The sequence below is a fragment of the Nocardioides sp. 1609 genome (genome assembly GCF_004522105.1).
GTDB lineage: Bacteria > Actinomycetota > Actinomycetes > Propionibacteriales > Nocardioidaceae > Nocardioides.
This window is the reverse complement of sequence record NZ_SPUJ01000001.1, coordinates 938,166-954,138: the sequence shown is the minus strand read 5'-3', so window position 1 is coordinate 954,138 and position 15,973 is coordinate 938,166. Positions and strand designations below refer to the sequence as shown.

At 66.4% G+C, this 15,973-nt stretch carries 17 protein-coding genes; 4 read left to right on the top strand and 13 right to left on the bottom strand.

Translation table 11 applies throughout. The features are described from left to right. Window positions 1–3: 3 nt before the first annotated feature. From E4623_RS04275 to boxC, 8 genes are all read right to left on the bottom strand, one after another. Window positions 4–864 (bottom strand): 3-hydroxyacyl-CoA dehydrogenase family protein, encoded by an 861-nt coding sequence (locus tag E4623_RS04275; protein ID WP_134765225.1) that lies wholly within the window; start codon window positions 862–864, stop codon window positions 4–6. Then, complete coding sequence (locus E4623_RS04270) at window positions 861–1,397, bottom strand: DUF6158 family protein (RefSeq protein WP_134765224.1); 537 nt, start codon at window positions 1,395–1,397, stop codon at window positions 861–863. Before E4623_RS04270 ends, E4623_RS04275 begins: the two co-directional genes overlap by 4 nt. After that, complete coding sequence (locus E4623_RS04265) at window positions 1,394–1,957, bottom strand: gamma carbonic anhydrase family protein (protein ID WP_134765223.1); 564 nt, start codon at window positions 1,955–1,957, stop codon at window positions 1,394–1,396. Before E4623_RS04265 ends, E4623_RS04270 begins: the two co-directional genes overlap by 4 nt. 3 nt (window positions 1,958–1,960) lie before the next feature. Next, on the bottom strand, window positions 1,961–2,842 hold the full coding sequence (locus tag E4623_RS04260; RefSeq protein ID WP_209020479.1) for an amidohydrolase family protein: 882 nt from the start codon (window positions 2,840–2,842) through the stop codon (window positions 1,961–1,963). Further along, window positions 2,839–3,168, bottom strand: coding sequence for a ferredoxin (gene fdxA, locus E4623_RS04255; protein ID WP_134765222.1), 330 nt, complete (start codon window positions 3,166–3,168; stop codon window positions 2,839–2,841). The genes E4623_RS04260 and fdxA overlap by 4 nt, the downstream gene beginning before the upstream one ends. Before the next feature lie 67 nt (window positions 3,169–3,235). Beyond that, on the bottom strand, window positions 3,236–4,255 hold the full coding sequence (locus tag E4623_RS04250; protein WP_134765221.1) for an NAD(P)/FAD-dependent oxidoreductase: 1,020 nt from the start codon (window positions 4,253–4,255) through the stop codon (window positions 3,236–3,238). Then, a complete protein-coding gene (locus tag E4623_RS04245; RefSeq protein WP_134765220.1) occupies window positions 4,252–5,853 on the bottom strand; it encodes a benzoate-CoA ligase family protein in 1,602 nt (533 codons plus the stop codon). Before E4623_RS04245 ends, E4623_RS04250 begins: the two co-directional genes overlap by 4 nt. Window positions 5,854–5,861: 8 nt before the next feature. Further along, window positions 5,862–7,520: a 2,3-epoxybenzoyl-CoA dihydrolase gene (boxC, locus tag E4623_RS04240; protein ID WP_134765219.1), complete on the bottom strand. Its 1,659-nt coding sequence runs from the start codon at window positions 7,518–7,520 to the stop codon at window positions 5,862–5,864. A gap of 314 nt (window positions 7,521–7,834) precedes the next feature. Here boxC and E4623_RS04235 point away from each other — a divergent pair, with 314 nt between their 5' ends. Next, window positions 7,835–8,692, top strand: coding sequence for a PaaX family transcriptional regulator C-terminal domain-containing protein (locus E4623_RS04235; RefSeq protein ID WP_134765218.1), 858 nt, complete (start codon window positions 7,835–7,837; stop codon window positions 8,690–8,692). 7 nt (window positions 8,693–8,699) lie between these two features. Here the strand turns inward: E4623_RS04235 and E4623_RS04230 are convergent, their stop codons facing one another. From E4623_RS04230 to paaZ, 3 genes are all read right to left on the bottom strand, one after another. Beyond that, the gene (locus E4623_RS04230; RefSeq protein WP_134765217.1) at window positions 8,700–9,266 is read right to left on the bottom strand and encodes a GNAT family N-acetyltransferase; all 567 of its coding nucleotides are present in this window, start codon (window positions 9,264–9,266) and stop codon (window positions 8,700–8,702) included. Continuing rightward, entirely contained in the window at window positions 9,266–10,744 is a 1,479-nt protein-coding gene (boxB, locus tag E4623_RS04225; RefSeq protein WP_134765216.1) for a benzoyl-CoA 2,3-epoxidase subunit BoxB, read from the bottom strand. Before boxB ends, E4623_RS04230 begins: the two co-directional genes overlap by 1 nt. A 79-nt stretch (window positions 10,745–10,823) precedes the next feature. Further along, window positions 10,824–12,371 carry a phenylacetic acid degradation bifunctional protein PaaZ gene (gene paaZ, locus E4623_RS04220; RefSeq protein ID WP_134765215.1) on the bottom strand — a complete coding sequence of 516 codons (1,548 nt, stop codon included), beginning with the start codon at window positions 12,369–12,371 and terminating at the stop codon, window positions 10,824–10,826. Window positions 12,372–12,457: 86 nt separating this feature from the next. Between paaZ and E4623_RS04215 the strand changes: the two genes are divergently transcribed. The 3 genes from E4623_RS04215 to E4623_RS04205 all read left to right on the top strand — a co-directional run bounded on the left by E4623_RS04215 (window position 12,458) and on the right by E4623_RS04205 (window position 14,077). Next, on the top strand, window positions 12,458–13,234 hold the full coding sequence (locus tag E4623_RS04215) for an SDR family oxidoreductase (protein WP_134765214.1): 777 nt from the start codon (window positions 12,458–12,460) through the stop codon (window positions 13,232–13,234). Window positions 13,235–13,300: 66 nt separating this feature from the next. Next, window positions 13,301–13,573 carry a hypothetical protein gene (locus E4623_RS04210; RefSeq protein ID WP_134765213.1) on the top strand — a complete coding sequence of 91 codons (273 nt, stop codon included), beginning with the start codon at window positions 13,301–13,303 and terminating at the stop codon, window positions 13,571–13,573. Between the two features lie 21 nt (window positions 13,574–13,594). Beyond that, on the top strand, window positions 13,595–14,077 hold the full coding sequence (locus E4623_RS04205; protein ID WP_245154844.1) for a PaaI family thioesterase: 483 nt from the start codon (window positions 13,595–13,597) through the stop codon (window positions 14,075–14,077). A gap of 3 nt (window positions 14,078–14,080) precedes the next feature. Here the strand turns inward: E4623_RS04205 and E4623_RS04200 are convergent, their stop codons facing one another. Next, window positions 14,081–15,034: an electron transfer flavoprotein subunit alpha/FixB family protein gene (locus tag E4623_RS04200; RefSeq protein ID WP_134765212.1), complete on the bottom strand. Its 954-nt coding sequence runs from the start codon at window positions 15,032–15,034 to the stop codon at window positions 14,081–14,083. A 15-nt stretch (window positions 15,035–15,049) separates the two neighbouring features. Then, window positions 15,050–15,853 carry an electron transfer flavoprotein subunit beta/FixA family protein gene (locus E4623_RS04195; RefSeq protein WP_134765211.1) on the bottom strand — a complete coding sequence of 268 codons (804 nt, stop codon included), beginning with the start codon at window positions 15,851–15,853 and terminating at the stop codon, window positions 15,050–15,052. Between the last annotated feature and the right edge of the window lie 120 nt (window positions 15,854–15,973).

Sequence of the window (15,973 nt, the reverse complement as noted above, 5' to 3'; positions counted from 1 at the left end):
CACTCAACGGGCCACCTCGTCCCACGAATAGAAGCCTTGGCCGCTCTTGCGGCCCAACTTGCCTTGCTGAACCATCTGAACCATCAGGGCCGGGGGGGCGAACCGTGGGCCGAGCTCGGAGCTCAGGTAGCGGGAGATTCCCAGACGGACATCGAGTCCAACGAGGTCCGTCAGCTTGAGGGGACCGACAGGGAAGCCGTAGCCCAATGTCATGGCGGCGTCAATGTCTTCGGCCGACGCCACTCCTTCCTCAAGCATGCGGATCGCCTCGAGGCCGATGGCCAATCCGAGCCGGCTGCTGGCGAACCCCGGTGCGTCACGAACTGTTACCGGTGTCTTGCCCCATGACAGCACCCATTCCTCGGCCCTCCGGCGGAGCTCAGGGGAGGTTCGTGAAGACAGCACGACCTCGACGAGGCGGCTCGAGGGCACCGGGTTGAAGAAGTGCAGTCCGATCACGCGCTCCGGGTTCGGGACCGCCTGGGAGAGTAGATCGACGGACAGGCTGCTCGTGTTGGTAGCCAGCACAGCGTCGGGAGAAACGTACGACGCCAAGGTGCTCAGGGTGGACAGCTTGAGGTCGAGGTCTTCAGGAACTGCCTCGACGACGAGTCCCGCATCGGACAACTCGGCCGGGTCAGTCGTGACACCTAGTCTGGTGAGCACGGACTGTGCTTCGTCGAGCAAGCCTCGCTCGACGGTGCGTCGCACCAGGGTTTTGACCCTGTCGTGTGCCGCCGACGCGGCGGACTCGTCCCGCTCAAGGAGCCGCACCGTCGAGCCGGCTAGGAGCAGCGCGTGAGCGATGCCTGCTCCCATCTGTCCACCACCCACCACTCCACAGGTCTTTGGGGTCTCGCTCATAGCAACTGGTCCCGTCCCGCACGAGTGATGACACGGTCCTGCAGGTCCGTGCGCAACAACGGCGGTTCCGCGCTGTAGAGACGTGCCAAGGCGGTCCGGTCGAGGCCCACCTCGCGTGCCACCTGGTGGAGTTCGAGCTTGTTCATTCGGCCGCCGGGGGTCGCCGCAACGCGACCGAGCAAGCTTCGCTGCGGATCGTCCTCCTCGCTGGCGGATTCAGCTCGAGGTGGGTGCTCAAGTAGGGCTTGCAACTGCTGCATGATGTTCCGCAGCGCTTGCTGCACAACCTGCAGCTGGGTCTCCTCTGACACGGCACCTCCGGACCCTTGCCAGGTCCGCTTCGGGTAGCGCTGCAGATACTCCTGCTCAAGCTCGAGCATGCGTGCAGTATGCGTCGCGAACTGCTCGGCCGATCCATGCAGGAACACCCAGTTGCGTGTTGCGTGCGCTTGCGTACCTTGCTGTTCGAGCTCAAGGTCGGTCAGTTCGTGGGCGGGACGCCCGAGCTGGTCGACGGCTGATGTCGCGGTCATGGGTGCACTCCCGGGTGAGATCGAGGTGTGTGGTCGTGGCGAAGGAGTCGTAGGTCGCGGTGGTAGGTCGCACCGTTCCCGATGTACTCCCGCACCGCGAAGTCGATCCAGGTGCTCTGCTTGTCCGGGTCGACGGGTCTAGTCCGCACGGGCACGCCCAGTGCGAGGCTGCCGGAGGGGATACGGCAGTCCTCAGGGACGAGCGCCTGCGCGCCCACGACGCTTCCGGTGCCGATGACGGCGCGGTTGAGAATCACGGTCCCGGAACCGATGAGGCACCGATCCTCTACGGTGCACCCCTCCATGTGGGCGACGTGGCCGACCACGCACTCGTCACCTACGACTGTCGGCCAGTCCTTGGTGGTGTGCAGCACTGAGCCGTCCTGAATGCTGGTACGGGTACCGATCCAGATCTCCCCGAAGTCGCCGCGCAGGACGGCGCCCGGCCAGATCGTGCTCGCGGCCCCAATGGAGACACGGCCGATGACGGTCGCTTCTGGGTGGACGTAGGCGGTGGGGTGGATATCTGGCTCGGACGTTCCGAGTGCGTAGATGGGCACGAGTCACTCCTTCGCGGCGTCGAGGTGGTCGAGTCCGCGGTAGACGCGGCGTGCATTGGCGCCGAGGACGTCTGCGGCGGTCGATGGGTCGTGCACCAGCTCCAGGACCGCACGGGCATTCGCCGAGATGCTGGGGACACCCGGCCAGTCGGTCGCGAAGATCCACTTACGTGCCAGCCGATCAAGGTCAAAGTCCTGGTAGTAGTGCGGGAGCTTCGTCGGGGGTAGGCCCGAGAGCTCAATCCAGACGCTTGGGTTGCTGAGCGCCATGAACGCGGCGGCGTTGTACCACCATCCGCGCCCCCCGTGCGCCAGGACAATGTTGAGGTTCGGGAACAGGCGCGTCACCGGGAGCAGGAACGCTGGATCGGCGAGTTCGTTCATCGACCCCGGGAACGAACTGGTGCCGCAGTGCACCACGAGGGGTACCTCACGTTCGACGAGGAGCTGGTAGGCAGGGAAGAGAGCGGGGTCGTCGCAGCGGAAGCCGCCGTGCACGGGGTGCAGCTTCAGCGCGGCAGCTCCCAGGTTCAACTGTCGCCGGAGCTCGACGTCGATGGGGTAGTGCAGGTGGGGATTGACGTTGGCGACGGGACGGAACCGCGAAGGGTTGTGCTCGACCAGCGGTAGCAGGTCATCAAAGGTCTGGTAGCCCGTCGCTTTGGGGCTGTACTCGCAGAACAGCAGCGCGCAGTCGACGCCCTGTCTGGCGAAGAGGTCGTCCAGAACTGCGGGACGCGGCCGACCCTCTGCGTCCCATATTTGGTCGAGTACGCCCGGCGGCCCGAACTCCTCGGCCCAGCTCAGCCATGAAGGTCGGAGCGAGCCGAGCACAGGCACGTGGATGTGCGCGTCCACCAGCACGTGTTGGTCGAGCACGATCACCAGTCGAGCACGAGCGGCGTGTCGGTATCGAGCTCACCGATCTTGGAAGCGCCGCCGGGTGCCCCGAGGGGCTCGGCGCGCCCGGGGAGGATTTCGATGAAGAAGGCACGGTTGTCGGCGATGAATGCCTTGTCGTTATCCGAGACTCGACGGTCCTGGCTGATTGCCTCGACGGGGCACACCGGTTCGCATGCGCCGCAGTCGATGCACTCCTTGGGGTTGATGTAGCTCTTGCGGTTTCCTTCGTAGATGCAGTCGACCGGACATTCCTCGACGCATGCCTTGTCGTTGACGTCGATGCAGGGGCTGGCAATCACGTACGGCATTCGGGCTCCTCGGGATTTTGTAGCGGCCGGTGACTGATCAGGTGCGGCCAAGGGCCGGACGGGTGGGTCAGGACGCGCCGCCCGGGTGCGGGTCGTCGGTGGAGTGCCCCGGGAAGAGTTGTGCTTCGGGGTTGACGTGCACTGCGGCGTTGTTGACGGCGGTAGCGGCCTCGCCGAAGCCCACCGAGATCAGCCGCACCTTGCCGCGATAGTCGGTGATGTCCCCGGCGGCGAAGACGCCTGCGACGTTCGTCTCCATCGAGGTGCCTACGACCACGTGCCGGTTGTCGTGCAACTCGAGCCCCCAGTCCCGGAGCGGACCCAGGTTGGCCGTGAAGCCGAGTGCGGCCACCACTGCCTGGCAGGGCAGGACGCGTGGGGCGTCCTCACCTTTCACCTCGATGCTCGCCTTCTCGACGAACCGGCCACCCTCGAGCGCCACGATCTGTGCGTCTGTGATGACCTCGATACTCGACGCCTCGACCTGCGCGACGCTCGCGGCGTGCGCCCGGAACGCCGAACGCCGGTGCACGAGCGTCACCGAAGCCGCGATCGGCTCCAGCATCAAGCACCAGTCCAAGGCACTGTCGCCACCTCCCACCACAATCACGTCGCGGCCTGCGTAGTCGTCCTTGGATGGGACGAAGTAGTCCAGTCCGCGACCGAGGAACTCCTCGCCGGCCGGTAACGGGCGAGGTGTGAAGGTGCCGATTCCGCCGGTGATGACGATGGCCGCGCAGCTGACCTCCAGGCCCGCACTGGTGCGCACCAGCTTGCGGGCACGACCGCCGTCGTCGATCATGTGCGCGAGATCTCGGGCCTCCTGGCCCAGCAGATAGGTCGGGTGGTACTGATCGGCTTGGGCCCGGAGGCCGCTGATCAGCTCGCGACCTGTGACGCTCGGAAGAGCCGCGATGTCGTAGATGTTTTTCTCTGGATACATCGCGCTAACCTGGCCGCCCACCTGGCTGAGCGAGTCGACGATCGCCGTCCTCAGGCCGCGGACACCGGCGTAGTAGGCGGCGTAGAGTCCGACGGGTCCCGCTCCGATGATAAGTACGTCGACTTCGTCGCGATTGCTGGTCACGGGGCTCCTCCTGAGGTGATGCCCTTGGGGGCGTCGGGGTGTGCTGGGACGAGAAGCTCGCGCACGCGGAAGCGCTGTAACTTGCCGGTCGGGGTCCTCGGGAGGTCCTTGGTGAAAACCACGTGCCGCGGAGCCTTAAAGTGCGCCAGTCCGTCCCGGCACCAGGTAATGAGCTCGTCCTCGGTGACGCCGTCCGCGACGACGACGGCGACCGGCTTGTCCAGACCGTCGTCGTCCGTCGCGCCTACGACAGCGGCCTGTTGCACCGAGGCATGCTCAAGGAGGCGGGACTCGACCTCGGTGGGGGAGACCCAGATTCCACCGGCCTTGAGCATGTCCGTGCTGCGACCTAGACATCGGAAGTAGCCGTCGTCGTCGGTGACGTACGTGTCGCCCGTGCTCAGCCATGCGCCCCTAAAAACTTCCCGGCTGGCTTCGACGCGTCGCCAGTAGCCTAAGCCGATTGAGTCGCCCCGGACGAACAGGGCGCCGGGTCGTCCAGGCGGGGTGACGTGGCCGTCCTCGTCGCGGACCTCAACGTCATAGCCAGGCACTGGGCGACCGGTCGTCCCGGGGCGGATGTCACCAGGGCGATTGGACAGGAAGATGTGCAGGGCTTCCGTGGACCCGATGCCGTCGAGGATCTCGACGCCGAAGCGCTCGGTAAAGCGCCGTTGCAGGGGCGCCGGTAGTGGCTCGCCGGCGCTAATGCACCAACGGACTGAGGCGAACGCGTCGTCCGGTAGGTCGCTACCGAGCAAGGATGCGTAGAACGTCGGGACGCCGAAGAACAGGGTGGGCCGATCAGCCCGGAGTCTGTCGAGTGCGACGTCGGGCGTCGGTCGCTTCGCCTCTAGTACGGACGTCGCGCCGGCGGACAAGGGGAAGAAGACGGAGTTGCCGATGCCATAGGCGAAGAAGAGCTTGGCCACCGACAGGGTGACGTCCTCGGACGTGATGCCGAGGACTCGGGATCCGTAGGACTCGCAGACGTGGCGGATGTTGGCGTGGCGATGCATCGCCGCCTTGGGCTGCCCGGTCGTCCCCGAGGTGTAGAGCCAGAGTGCCCAGTTGTCCTCGTCCGTGTCGTGGGCATTCAGGGCGATGTCGTCGGCGGCAATGGCCTCGCGGCCGCTCGCGAGCAGTTGGTCCCAGTCCACAAGCGCGGCGGAGCCTTCGCCCAGTGCTCCGGGCGAGCCCACGTGCACCACCTGGTCGATCGCACCGGCGATGGTGAGGCTCTCGGCCACGGTGTCCGCGTGCTCCGGCGTGCACAACACCGTGCGCGCTCCAGAGTCGCGGATGATCCCTCCGAGCTCGCGACTGGTCAGCATCGTTGAGATCGGCACGGCAACCATGCCCGCGTGGAAGGCTCCCAAGATGGTGGCCATCGCGGGCACACCGTCGGAGGCGACGAGGAGAACGCGGTCGTCCGGTCGTGCGCCCAGTAGACGCAGGCCGGCCGCGACCTCGCGCACCAGGGTGCTGAGTTCCGAGTACGTGAGTGTTTGCGTGCCGCTCCGCACCGCCACCTCAGCACCGCCACCAAGCACGTCGTGACGATGCACGAGGTAGTTCGCGATGTTGAACCGGGCCACGACGACCGTCAGATCCGCTCGTAGCCGTAGCTGCCGCGCTGGCCCGAGCCGTATCGGCGCAGAGCGCCATCGGGACCGGAGGCATTGGGCCGGTAGAAGATCCAGTTCTGCCACGCGCTAAGGCGGCCGAAGATCTTCGTCTCCATCGTCTCGGGACCGACAAAGCGATGGTTGGCCTCCATCCCGGTGAGCGAGTCCGGAGATAGAGACGCACGCTCCTCCAGGCCAATTCGGAGCTCTTCCTCGAAGTCGATGTCGTCCAGTGCCACCGTGACGAGTCCGGCCGCGTCGGCCGCGTCGGCCTCCAAACGCCTGCCGAAGAGCTCGCGCACCCCGGAAAGGGCCTGGTCGTGGCCCCAGAAACGGCTCGCCAGTCGGGTCAAACCGTTGCCCATCGGGAAGGGCCCGTCGTTGGACTCGGTCATCACGACTGCCGCCGGTGCGGCGTCCGCGTCGACGTCTTCGTATACCCCCTGGAGCATGTACTGGCGGTCGCAGGCCAGTGCGAGCTCTGCCAGCAAGCCCGCGAAGCAGCTCCCGGGCTCGATGACGGCCATCAAGCTTCGGCTCGTGACGTCGAGTCGCTTGAGAAACCTCTTGTAGAAGTGGTTCACCTCGTTGACGAACCAGTCGTCCGACAGCTCGCGAAGCTGCTGGTCGTAGGCCAGCACTGCATCGGCGTCGCCCTGGGTGCGAAAGACCCACGTGCCCAACTGCTGTTCGTTCGTACGCAGGCGCAGGACCAAGTCGTCCAGGGCGCGGGTGACGGCGAGTGGCCAGTAGTCGATGCCCTGCGCAAGAACCCCTTCAGCGTCGGAAGGCGGTGCCGAGTCCGGGCCGTGGACGGTGACGTCCACCCGGCGAGCCTCGTGGTCGAGCTGCGCGGTCACGAACGGGTAGCTGATCGCGTGATCCTCGATGGTGCGCTCAAGTGGGGTCAGGGAGACACCCTGCCCGCCGGCTCGGGTGGAACGAGCCGCCGCCGCCGTGGCGTGCTCCGCGATCTTCTCGCTCCACACCCGCTTCGGGTAGGTGGCGTCGATGAGGCCCCACTGCACGGCCGTCTCCCCGCGATATCCCTCCGACTTGGTGGCGAACTGGTCGGCACGGTCCTTGCGGACATGGCGCTTGTCGACCACACGTGTCAACCCGCCGGTGCCGGGGAGCACGCCGAGCAGCGGAACCTCGGGGAGCGACACGGTGGAGGACCCGTCGTCGATAAGCACGATGCTCTCGCACGCCAAAGCAAGCTCGTATCCGCCACCGGCCGCGGTGCCGTTGAGAGCCGCGATCCACGTCTGACCCGACGCCTCCGTCGCGTCCTCGATCCCGTTGCGGGTCTCGTTGGTGAACTTGCAGAAGTTGACCTTCCACGCGTGGGTCGACTGCGCGAGCATGCGGATGTTGGCGCCGGCACAGAACATCCGCTCCAACCCGCCCGTCATCACCACTGCGCGGACCTCGGGGTGCTCGAAGCGCAGACGCTGGACCGCGTCGTAGAGTTCGATGTCTACGCCGAGGTCGTAAGAGTTCATTTTCAAGGCGTATCCCGGGACGAGCCCGCCGTCCTCGTCCACCTTGAGGGTGATCGTGGCGACCTCTCCGTCAATCGAGAGCTGCCAGTGGCGGTAGGAGTCCGGGTGCGTGTCGAAGGTGACCACCGGCACGGACGGGGACTCCCCGGTGTCGGACGGACCGGCGGCTCGCTCGGTCGAAGTCGTGTCGTTATGGGCGTCTTGCACTGAAGTCATCTGGTGTGCGCCTCTCGCGGGCTCGGTCTGCGCTGGGGTTCAGGTCAGTAGCTGCGCACTACGAACTGTCTACGAAAAACCTGTGTATCGTCAAGTGTTTGTCGAATAAGACCGCGAGTGGCTCAAGATCTACAGGCTTGGTCACGCGAACTGGACCGCCGTCGTATGGCAAGGTGTGACCGGTCGGCCACCCAGATGTGGTCCGTTGTAGTCCGTTGAAGGAGGAGTAAGTGAGCCCAGGTGTGCCCCGGCCGCTAAACCGTCGCCGAGAAGTCGGCTCCGCAAGCGCCAGGTCGCTCCTCCTCACGGTTCTCGGCGAGTTCGCCCTCCCGCGAGACGAAGGAGTGTGGACTGCATCCGTTGTCGAAGCCCTCGGCACGCTCGACGTCGAGGAGCGTGCGGCGCGCCAGGCACTCGCACGGGCGAGCGCGGAGGGACTGCTAGTTTCGGAGCGGCACGGCAGGCGCACCGCGTGGTCGCTGACGCCGCGGGGTTCGGAGTTGCTGGCCGATGGCAGCACCCGCATCTACGCGTTCATGCGGCAGCCGCGCGCCTGGGACGGGCGCTGGTTCGTGCTGACCCTGTCAATCCCCGAGAGCCAGAGGCGACTGCGTCACCAGCTCCGCACCCAGCTGACCTGGCTCGGTCTCGGCTCGCCGACCTCGGGTCTGTGGGTCAGCCCGGATGCGGACCTGACCAAAGAGGTCGACAAGGTCGTGGCCGGGCTTGGCCTTAGGGCGCAGTCTTTCGCCTGGGTGGGCCCCACATCCGGCATTGGGGACGAGTCGCGTCTGGTGCGGGCGGCGTGGGATCTGGAGGATGTCGAGACGCGTTACCTCGACTTCCTTGGACAGTTTGAGGAGCGTCGGGCTGACTCGCCGGCGGAGACCTTCCTCGCGCAGATCGAGCTCGTGCACGAGTGGCGGCGCTTCCCGTTCCTCGACCCGGACCTCCCCCGGGAGCTCCTCGATCACAGCTGGCCGGGCCCCCGGGCGGCGTCCGTCTTTCACGAGCGTCATGCCCAGTGGCACCGGCACGCCCAGCAGGAATGGGACCGCCTCCAGGCCGAGGCCGCCACGAAAACGTGAACGGTCCTCAGTAGTTATGCTGGTCGACGTTGACGTAGCCGCCCTTGTCCTCTCGTCCAGGCCCCTGTCCTCCCGGGTCCGAGTCGACATCGTAGGGCTCCTCCGCGTGCGCGGGCTTCGAATCCGCGCGCGCTGCCCAATTTGAGCCCACGCGCTTACGCAGGTCCGAGTCGACGGGACCGCGGAATCCACGGACGACGAGCCAGTCATGGACGAAGTCGCGCCGGGGGTGGTCCGAGATGCGATTGTGGACGTAGTTGACGCCCTGAGAGACGACTTCGTCCTCGAGGTGTTGCAGGATGCTGCTGCCGATGCCCTCGCCCTGCCGCTCGGGGTCCACGGCGAGCAGGATCTCGGCGTCGCCTCCCCAGGTGAGGTCGATCCGGCCGAAGCCGACGACCGTGCCGTCGGAGGTGCGCGCAGCCCACCAGTCGCCGGGGAGTGCGTCACCGTCGGCGAAGGAGAGGGTGAAGGTCCCCTCCGGTGCGCCTCCGATCACGCGCTGTTTGTCGGCATTCCAGACCGGGTTCTCTTCCCGTGTCCAGACGAGCTGGGGGGCCGCGCGCTCGACCATTAGGCCACGCCCTCTTCAGCGAGGTGGACGTAGTCGAACTCGACAGGCTGGTCGTTGATGCCGCTCTTCGGTGGGGCGATCCAGCGGGCGAACTTGCCGTACTCGTACTCGGGAATCATCAAGGCTGCCACGGCCTCGCGGTCCTCGGACGTGGGCAGCCACTGACTGACCAGCCCGTCGTAGGCCGCCTCATCGAGCACCTCGCCCGCAGGCGAGACGAAGTGACCTGCGTACCCACCGACCTTCCGGTTGAAGCCCTCGTGCGGCAGGAAGAGTCGGTCGTTGAGGCCGGCTTCCTCGAGTTCTTGGTTCCAACGTGCCACGCCGTTGGCGCAGTCGGCGACGTATTCGTCGCGCAGGTCGAGGTTGAGCGCGGACAGCATCGGTACGATCTTCTGCTTGATCTGGCCGTCTTCGACGTAGTTCATTGACCGGCTGCCCTCCAGCAGGACGTGGTCGTCCTTGCGCCGCGTCTCTTGCCAACGACCCTTCAGGCCGGACGTATAGTAGTTGCCGGCGTTGGTGGACTGCTCGGACCCGAAGAGGTCCATCGATACGGAGAACTGGAAGTTCAGGTACTTCTGGATCACGTCCAGCGGGATGACGCCGTCTTCGAAGGTGGCCGGTCGACCCGCCTCCTTCATCACCTCAGCCGTGCGCTCGACGGTGCGCTGCACGCCCGTGGTGCCCACGAACATGTGGTGCGCCTCCTCCTTCAGCATGAACTCGCACGTGCGCGCCAGCGGGTCGAACGCCGACTCCTTGAGTGTGCCGAGCTGGAACTTGCCGTCGCGGTCAGTGAAGTAGGTGAACATGAAGAACTGGAGCCAGTCGGTCGTCTCCTCGTTGAATGCCCCCAGGATGCGCGGGGAGTCGAGGTCACCGGAGTTGCGCTTGAGCAGCTGCTCGGCCTCCTCGCGACCCTCGCGGCCGAAGTAGGCGTGCAGCAGGTAGACCATCGCCCACAGGTGACGGCCCTCCTCGACGTTGACCTGGAAGAGGTTGCGGAGGTCGTAAATGCTCGGGGCGGTGTTGCCCAGGACGCGTTGCTGCTCGACCGAGGCGGGCTCGGTGTCGCCCTGCACCACGATCAGGCGCATGAGGTCCGCGCGGTGCTCGCCCGGGACCTCCTGCCAGGCTTCCTTGCCCTTGTGCTTGCCGAACTGCACCGTGCGATCAGGGTCCTGCTCGGCGAGGAAGATGCCCCAGCGGTACTCCTCCATCGGCACGTGCTCGAAGTGGGCCCAGCCATCACGGCCCACCGCGACCGCGGTGCGGAGGTACACATCCTTCGTCGGCAGGGACGGGCCGAGTGTCTTCCACCAGTCGATGAACTGCGGCTGCCAGCTCTCGAGTGCCCGTTGCAGGCGCCGGTCGGCGGCTAGGTTCACGTTGTTGGGGATGCGCTCGCTGTAGTCGATCTTGCTGAGGGGGCCGGTGGGCCGGGGAGCGGCACCGGTGCGTTCCGTGACGGTCATGTCAGTGCTCCTTGATTTTGGTGTGTCCTCATAAGTTCTACACAACACTTGCGATGCTGCATAGGCAGTGTCAAATAATTTAGGTGGCGAGCGAGTTCGTGACCCGGGGCGCGCCCTGGATGGCGGTGCGCTGCAGGTGGTTGTGAACCGCTCGCAGGCCGCCCTCCTCCTCGCCACCTCCGGCCCGACCGGGGCCGCCGTGGACCAGCTGCGGCATCGGTATGCCGTGTCCGGTCGATTCGTGCGCGTTCGCACGGTCGATGATCAACACGCGTCCGTGGAACGGGGCGATGTCGATAAGTGTGTCGCTGACGAACCTGTCGTCGGCGCTCACTATGGACGCCGCCAACGACCCCTCTCCACGCTCCACCAGGTCGCGAAGGTGCGCGCCGTCGTCGTACGGCAGCAGGGTGCTCACGGGGCCGAAGGCCTCGACCGAGTGTGGCGTCGACGCGCCGTCGCGCGCGAGGAGAAGGACGGGGGAGAGGAAAGCGCCATTGCGGTCGTCCGCACCGACCACATCCACATGATCGGGGTCTCCGTAGACGAGATCGGCCTCGCGGGTGAGCTGCTGGATGCGAGCTCGCACGTCGTCGCGCTGGTCCAGGCTGACCAGGGCTCCCATAGTCACGCCCTCCGCTCCGGGCGCTCCAACCACCTCCCTCGCGAGGCGGTCGGCGACCGCCTCCGCAACAGCCGACACCGCGTGCCTCGGGACGAACGCCCGCCTGATCGCCGTGCACTTCTGGCCTGCTTTGACGGTCATTTCGTGCGCCAACTGCTCGACGTAGAGGTCGAACTCGGCGGTGCCGGGACCGGCGTCCGGCCCGAGGATCGACGAGTTGAGGGAATCGGCCTCAGCGTTGAAGCGGACTGAACGCTGGGTAACGCACGGGTGCTGCCGGAGCAGTGCCGCCGTGGCCGCCGAGCCGGTGAAGCCCACCGTGTCCTGCCCGCCGAGGTTGTCCATGAGTCCACGTGCCGAGCCGCTCACCAGTGACAGCGCGCCCTCGGGGAGCACGCCCCGCTCGAGCATGATGCGTACGGCGTGCTCGGTAATGTACGCCGTCTGTGTGGCCGGCTTGACGATGCTCGGCACGCCGGCGATCAATGCAGGCGCCAACTTCTCAAGCATCCCCCAGACCGGGAAGTTGAACGCGTTAATCTGGATCGCAACACCGCGCCGCGAGGTCAAGATGTGGCGTCCGGTGAAGCCGCCCGACCGGCTCAGCGGGATCAGTTCGTCCTCAAGTATGATGTTGCTGGCGGGCAGCCCCTTGCGCGCGAGGCTCGAAAACACCAGAGCAGTCCCGAATGCACCGTCAACGTCCACCGCCGAGTCGGCCCGGGTGGAGCCGGCGCGGGCCGACAGTTCGTACAACTCCTCCTTGCGCTCGGACAGGGCTAATGCGAGCTGCTTCACCATGTCTGCCCGCGTCGTGAAATCCATCGCCCTCAATGCCGCTCCTCCGACGGCACGCGCGTGGGTCACTGCGGCGCTGAGGTCGAGGCTGTCGGCGTTGACGCGGGCCACCTCTGCGCCGGTGACGGCATCGCGGACCGCGACTCCTTCTCCGTCTCCGATGGTCCAGCGATCCTGGAGATAGCTGGGAAGGACGTCGGGCATGTGAGCTCCTGTGGTCATGCGGTCATGTGAATTAGTGCGACAATGAATCGACGATACGACACGTAGCAGTAGAACAATAGAGTGCGGTGTGCGACCCGATCCGACGGGACGCGCAAACGAAGGAGGCAGACGTGCCCAACGTTCATGACGTGTCCCTGGTCCTAGGTGGAGCCGGAGGCATCGGCGCCGCCGTCACCCGGAGGTTGGCTCCAATAGGTCCGGTGGTCTTCACCCACCACCACAATCCTTCACGGGCGCGTGCGCTCGTCGATGAGCTGGCCGGCGGCGAATGGCCCTGTGTGTCCGTCTCGTGCGACGCGACCGTCGCCGCGGACGTGGAGCAGGCCTTCGCTAGTGCTCGCGGCCTCGGGTCCGTGACTCGGCTGGTGTTCTGCGTGGGCGGTTGGTCCTACCCGAAGTTGCAGGACCTCGACCCGGCCGCTATTCGGGCCGAGATCGACCTGAACCTAGTGTCCGCCCTGCTCGTTCTGGGCGCCGGGGCGCGGCGCGTGGCCGACGGGGGCCGCATCGTGCTGCTGTCGAGTGCGGCCGCGTACGTCGCCCCTCCCCGTCAGGCCGTCTATGCAGCGGCCAAAGCAGGGTTGGAAGCGGCAGCCCGAGTGGCCGGCAAGGAGCTGGCCCGTCGAGGAGTGACTGTCAACGTCGTGCGGCCGGGTGCCACCGACACCGCTGCCCTGCGCAGCGGCACCGATCCTCGCGCCGTCGATGCAATGTCCAAAGCCAACGCGATGCGTCGTCTCGGCACGCCTGATGACGTGGCCGGTGCGGTGATGCTATTGCTGTCACTGGACGCGGGCTGGGTGACCGGTGCGGTCGTCGACGCGAGCGGTGGTCTCTACTGAGTCGCCGTCCGTAAGGTGGACCCTTACGCGGGGGTTACGGCGGGCTCCGATGACGGAGCAGGAGGGGTGACCATGCCCGAGCCGGGAGCCGACCTTGAGGCCTTGAGTCGAGCATCGGCGCTCGTGATCGCGCAAGCGCGCGACATGGAGGCCGTCGCCAGTTCTGTTGCCGGTACCGACGATCCTGAATCGCAACTCATCCAACTCGGCGTGACGCTCGAGTCGCTGCGCGCGGCACGTCGTGCCCTCGACGATCTGATGCTTCAGATTGCCGAGGTGGTGATGGCGCGAGGTGCCGGGCCCCGATTCCTCGACTGGAACGACGGTACGGACGAGTAGGAGCCATGCGGGGGTTCCGTGGTGGTCGACACGGACCGGCGGCATGATGGCAGTGTGAGCAATTTTGAACAGCCTTTGCCGCCGCCCAGGACCACCGCCTTGTCGGCGAACGACGCAGGTCAATTCGTCTCTTACCTAGGCCTGGGGTTCACCCGTGTCGAAAAGGACGCGGTCGTTGCTTCGTGGACGGCCCGGCCCGAACTTCACCAGCCGTACGGCATCGTCCACGGTGGCGCGCACTGCGCGGTCGTGGAGACGCTCGCGAGCGTTGGGGCGGCGACGTGGCTCGGGGGGTCCGGGAAGGTCGTGGGCGTCAATAACAACACGGACTTCTACCGGGCGGTGTCCGAGGGTGAGCTCGTGTCGACGGCCACTCCGCTGCACCGCGGGCGGCTCCAGCAGGTGTGGATGGTCGAGACCCACGACGCGGACGGCCGGCTGGTGTCTCGGGGGCAGGTTCGCTTGCAGAACCTCGCGGACGACGCCAGCCGACCGAACCCTTGATCGTCAGTTCTTGCGCTCGTTGATCTGTTCGGTGGCGGCGGGCAGGACTGTGTGCAGGTCGCCGACGACGCCGAAGTCGACCAGTTCGAAGATCGGGGCTTCGTCATCCTTGTTGACGGCCACGATTGTTTTGGAAGTCTGCATGCCGGCGCGGTGCTGGATGGCGCCGGAGATGCCGTTGGCGACGTAGAGCTGCGGCGAGACCGTCTTGCCGGTCTGTCCCACCTGGAACGTGTGGGGCATCCAGCCGGAGTCGACGGCGGCACGCGAGGCGCCGACCGCCGCGCCGAGCGCGTCGGCGAGGCCCTCGATCGGCCCGAAGTTGCCGCCGGTGCCACGACCACCCGAGACCACGATCGCGGCCTCGGTGAGATCGGGACGGCCCGACGCTTTACGCGGCTGCTGGGCCACGATCTGGGCTCTCTTGGCGGCATCCGAGATGGTCGCGGCGAACTCCTCGACCACGCCGGCGCCGGACTCCTCGACCGGAGCGGTCGAGTTGGGCTTGACCGTGATGATCGGGGTGCCCTTGGTGACCTTGGCCATGACCGTGTAGTTGCCGGCGAAGACGGACTGGGTCGTGACCGGGCCCTCCTTGACGTCCACGGCGTCGGTGATCAGGCCGGACTCGATCTTGATCGCGAGACGCGCCGCGACCTCCTTGCCCTCGTAGCCGGACACGAAGAGCACCGCGGCGGGCGACGACTTCTCGACCAGCTGCTGCAGGGCCTCGGCCTTGGGGGCCACGAGGTAGCCCTTAATCTCCGCGTCGTCGATGACGTAGATCTTCTCGGCGCCGAACGCCTTGAGCCTTTCGGCGACCTCGCCGGCCTTGTCGGACCCGCCGAAGAACACCGCGGCGGGCTCGCCGAGGCGCTTGGCGATGGCCAGCAGCTCCAGCGTGGGCTTGCGGATCGCACCGTCGACGTGGTCGACGACAACCAGGACCTCAGACATGTTCGTTCCCCGTCCTCAGATGAACTTCTTGGAGGCGAGGAACCCGGTCAGCGCAGCGGCGCCCGACCCGTCCTCGTCCTTGACGATCTCGCCGGCCGTGCGCGGCGGGCGCTCGGTGGTGTCCTCGACCGCCGACCAGGCGACCGACAGGCCGACCTCGCCGGCGTCGACGCCGATGTCGCTCAGCGACCAGGTGTCGAGCGGCTTCTTCTTGGCGGCCATGATCCCCTTGAAGGAGGGGTAGCGCGCCTCGCCGGTCTGGTCGGTCACCGAGAGGACCAGCGGCATGGTGCCGCCGATGACCTCGGTGGCGGTGTCGCCGACGCGCTTGATCCGCACCTGGTCGCCCTGGGTCTCGATGACCGAGGCGAAGGTGACCTGTGGCAGGTTCAGCCGCTCGGCGAGCATCGCCGGGACGACGCTGCCGGACGCGTCCGTGGAGGCCATGCCGCAGACGACGAGGTCGGCCGCGCCCTTCTCCTGGGCGATCTTCTCGATCGCCTTGGCGAGGACCAGCGAGGTGGCGATGTAGTCGGAGCCCGCGATGGCGTCGTCCAGGACATGGACGCCAGCGTCGGCCCCCATCTGCAGCGCCTTGCGCACGGCGTCGACCGCCTTCTCCGGACCCATGGTCAGCGCGGTGACCGTGTTTTCCTCGCCCTGGCGCTTCTCCCGGAACTGCAGGGCCTGCTCAACGGCGTACTCGTCGAGCTCGGACAGCAGACCATCGACGCCCAAGCGGTCGACGGTGAAGTCGTCCTCGAATTTGCGGTCGGCCGTGGCGTCCGGCACGTACTTCACACACACAACAAGGTTCATGGTGGTTTCCTCGGATCGAGTCCTCAGCGTCCGCAGAGTTGACGGATCTTCAATCAATGTAACAAAAATATTGCGCAACGTGTGCGCAGTGTGTCATAAATGGGGGCCTAGCAGGGTGCG

Excerpts from the sequence above, each read along its gene's own strand:
- E4623_RS04275 (WP_134765225.1), bottom strand. The coding sequence starts at position 864 with ATGAGCGAGACCCCAAAGACCTGTGGAGTGGTGGGTGGTGGACAGATG.
- E4623_RS04270 (WP_134765224.1), bottom strand. The coding sequence starts at position 1,397 with ATGACCGCGACATCAGCCGTCGACCAGCTCGGGCGTCCCGCCCACGAA.
- fdxA (WP_134765222.1), bottom strand. The coding sequence starts at position 3,168 with ATGCCGTACGTGATTGCCAGCCCCTGCATCGACGTCAACGACAAGGCA.
- E4623_RS04230 (WP_134765217.1), bottom strand. The coding sequence starts at position 9,266 with ATGGTCGAGCGCGCGGCCCCCCAGCTCGTCTGGACACGGGAAGAGAAC.
- boxB (WP_134765216.1), bottom strand. The coding sequence starts at position 10,744 with ATGACCGTCACGGAACGCACCGGTGCCGCTCCCCGGCCCACCGGCCCC.
- paaZ (WP_134765215.1), bottom strand. The coding sequence starts at position 12,371 with ATGCCCGACGTCCTTCCCAGCTATCTCCAGGATCGCTGGACCATCGGA.
- E4623_RS04200 (WP_134765212.1), bottom strand. The coding sequence starts at position 15,034 with ATGTCTGAGGTCCTGGTTGTCGTCGACCACGTCGACGGTGCGATCCGC.
- E4623_RS04195 (WP_134765211.1), bottom strand. The coding sequence starts at position 15,853 with ATGAACCTTGTTGTGTGTGTGAAGTACGTGCCGGACGCCACGGCCGAC.